Annotated in this window: 3 protein-coding genes; all 3 read right to left on the bottom strand. The window is 71.6% G+C overall.

What is annotated here, in order from left to right:
* Positions 1 to 793, bottom strand: a 793-nt coding sequence (locus Q7W29_07185; protein MDO9171595.1) for a hypothetical protein, incomplete at its 3' end; no start/stop codon positions are given.
* A 154-nt stretch (positions 794 to 947) separates the two neighbouring features.
* The gene (locus Q7W29_07180) at positions 948 to 1,985 is read right to left on the bottom strand and encodes a hypothetical protein (GenBank protein ID MDO9171594.1); all 1,038 of its coding nucleotides are present in this window, start codon (positions 1,983 to 1,985) and stop codon (positions 948 to 950) included.
* Positions 1,986 to 2,147: 162 nt separating this feature from the next.
* The coding region (locus tag Q7W29_07175; GenBank protein ID MDO9171593.1) for a methylenetetrahydrofolate reductase at positions 2,148 to 2,428 on the bottom strand (281 nt) is incomplete at its 5' end.

Here is a 2,428-nt window from a genome sequence, read left to right as displayed (position 1 = left end):
GGCGCGGCCGCTCGACGGTGCGCGCCGGCGCGGCCAGGCGCTCGACCAGCAACAGCGCGAAGGGCAGGACGCCGAGCAGCACGGCGCCCGGCAGGCGGCCCTCCCAGATCCAGGCCGCGTGCCAGGGCGGGTACGAGCCGTACAGCAGCCCGGCCAGCAGGCCGGCGGCGCGGTCGCGGTGCAGCCGGGCGGCCAGCAGCCCGAAGCCGAGCGTGCCCAGGATGCGGGCGGCCCAGACCAGGAGCTTGGCGGCCAGCGGCGCCGGGACGTCCAGCGCGACCAGCAGGCCGCCGGCGACGTGGGACAGGGGCGGGTACACGGCCAGGACGGGGCACCCGCCGTACCAGAGGTCGGTCCAGAGCGGGAGCGCGCCGTGACGCAGCGAGACGCCCCAGTGCCAGATCCTGGCGATGTGGGTCTTGGAGTCCATCAGCGTGGGGTCGCCGGGAGCGAGGAGCGAGGCGCCGCACAGGGCGCCGAGCGCCGCCAGCAGGACGACGAGGTCGCCCCGCCGACCTTCCGCCGCGCGCGCCGCGAGCCGGCGCCGGTTCTCCCGCGGCTTCAGCCACAGGGCGAGCAGGACCGCGCCGAGGATCGCGCCGACGGCCGCGGCGGCGGTCGGCGCCTGCGGGAGCGAGGCGGCGGTCGGCGGCGGCCTGCCCCCGGCCATCGCGGCGGCCTGCACGTCGCGGATCGCGGGGACCACGCTCCAGACCAGGAACAGCCAGGACAGGACCAGCGCCGCGACGCCCGCCTGCAGCTGCGCATCCCTGGGCCACCGTGAACGCGGCATGCGCTCCCTCCCTGGTTCCCCGCCGGCGCGGCGATGGGGGCGTGGGTCGATCTGGGGTGACAACTAGAGGAGATCGCGCGGGACGTCCAGCCACAATCGCGGCCCCCCTCCGGGGAGGGGGGCCGCGCTCCGTTCGTCGTCCGTGGTGCGGCGCCTACCGGTACATCGACTTCACGTCGCTCCAGCTGGCGTCCTCGTTGTTCACCGGCGCGGCGATGGTCACGGTCGTCGTGCTGCAGGAGTCGGTCCCGTAGCCGTCGACGATCATGTAGTACCAGCCCGCGGCGGCGGCCGCGTAGGTGATGGTCTCGTAGCCCTCGGACACCGTGTTGTCGGCGCCGGCGACGCAGGTGTTGGCCGCGTCGGCGCAGTCGGTCACGAGCCACAGCGCGGCGTCGTGGGTGCCCTGCATCGAGGCGGAGAAGGTCTCGCCCAGGTCCAGGTAGATCTTGTAGACGAGGTCCTTGCCGGCCGAGGAGTAGCCGGTGCAGCCGCCGCTCGGGGCGCTGTAGTCGTCGGCGGCCAGGCACAGGTCCACGACGAACTCGTTGAGGCCCTGCGCCTGCAGATCGATCGCGTTCTCGCAGAGGTCGTTGGCCGGCGGCGGCGGCGGCGGCGGCGCGCCCTCGTCGATGGACACGGCGTCGAAGTAGTGGTCGGCGCCGTCATCGCCCGCGTAGATGAAGGCGATCGTCACGGTCTGGCCGTCGTAGGCGGACAGGTCGACGTCGACCAGGTCCCAGATGAAGTTGCCGGCGGTGAACTCGTTCAGGAAGTTGTAGACCTCGACGCCGTCCACCTCGACGGTGAAGTTGGCGTTGGACGCCCAGTACATGCTGCCCTCGGTGGCGAAGACCAGGTGGTCCTCGTTGGCCGCCGAGTCGATCGTGTAGACGAACGACAGGGCTTCGTCCTGCGGGATGCCCACCTGCCAGGGGACGTAGGCCGCGACCGCGCCCTCGTAGGGGGTCGCGGTGTCCTGGATCCAGGTGTTCGCGGGGTTGGTGATGGTCTGGGTCCAGCCCGCGGGCGGGAAGGTGCCCTCGAAGCCCTCGACGTAGGCGCGCACGGCCTCGGTGCGGTAGACGCTGCGGCCGTCGTTGGTGCGCGGCGGGACCTTGTCCGCGGCGATGGCGGCGACGGCCAGGGACAGGATGGCCAGGATGACCAGCGGTAACAGTCTGCGACGCATGATGACCCCCCGAGTGAAGGATGATGCTGTTCGAGCGACAGGATCTCGAGAACATCCGTGGGAATCGTAGACCGCCATCCATGGTGTGATCCAGGCATCTATTTTGACATATAAGTTGATCCGACGTCAACACAATTGATGCAATATGCGATTCGAAGAGGGCTAAATGCCCAGCCGGCCCAGCACCCTCCCGGCCAGCGGCGCGTCGTTGTAGACGAAGAAGTGCAGGCCCGGCGCCCCCCCCTCGAGCAGCCCGCGCGCCTGCGCCAGGGCGTGGGCGACGCCGGCCTCGGCGGCCTCCTCGGCGCCGCGCGCGTGCTGCACGGCGTCGATGAGCGCGTCGGGCAGGTCGACGTGGAAGTGGCGGGGGATGTTCGTGAGCAGGCCCTTGCGGCCGACCACCTTCAGCCCGGGGATGATCGGCACGCCGATGCCCGCCGCGC

The sequence above is a fragment of the bacterium genome (genome assembly GCA_030654305.1).
GTDB lineage: Bacteria > Krumholzibacteriota > Krumholzibacteriia > LZORAL124-64-63 > LZORAL124-64-63 > PNOJ01.
Note: the sequence above shows the minus strand (reverse complement) of the source record. Positions and strands in the feature narration are given on the sequence as shown.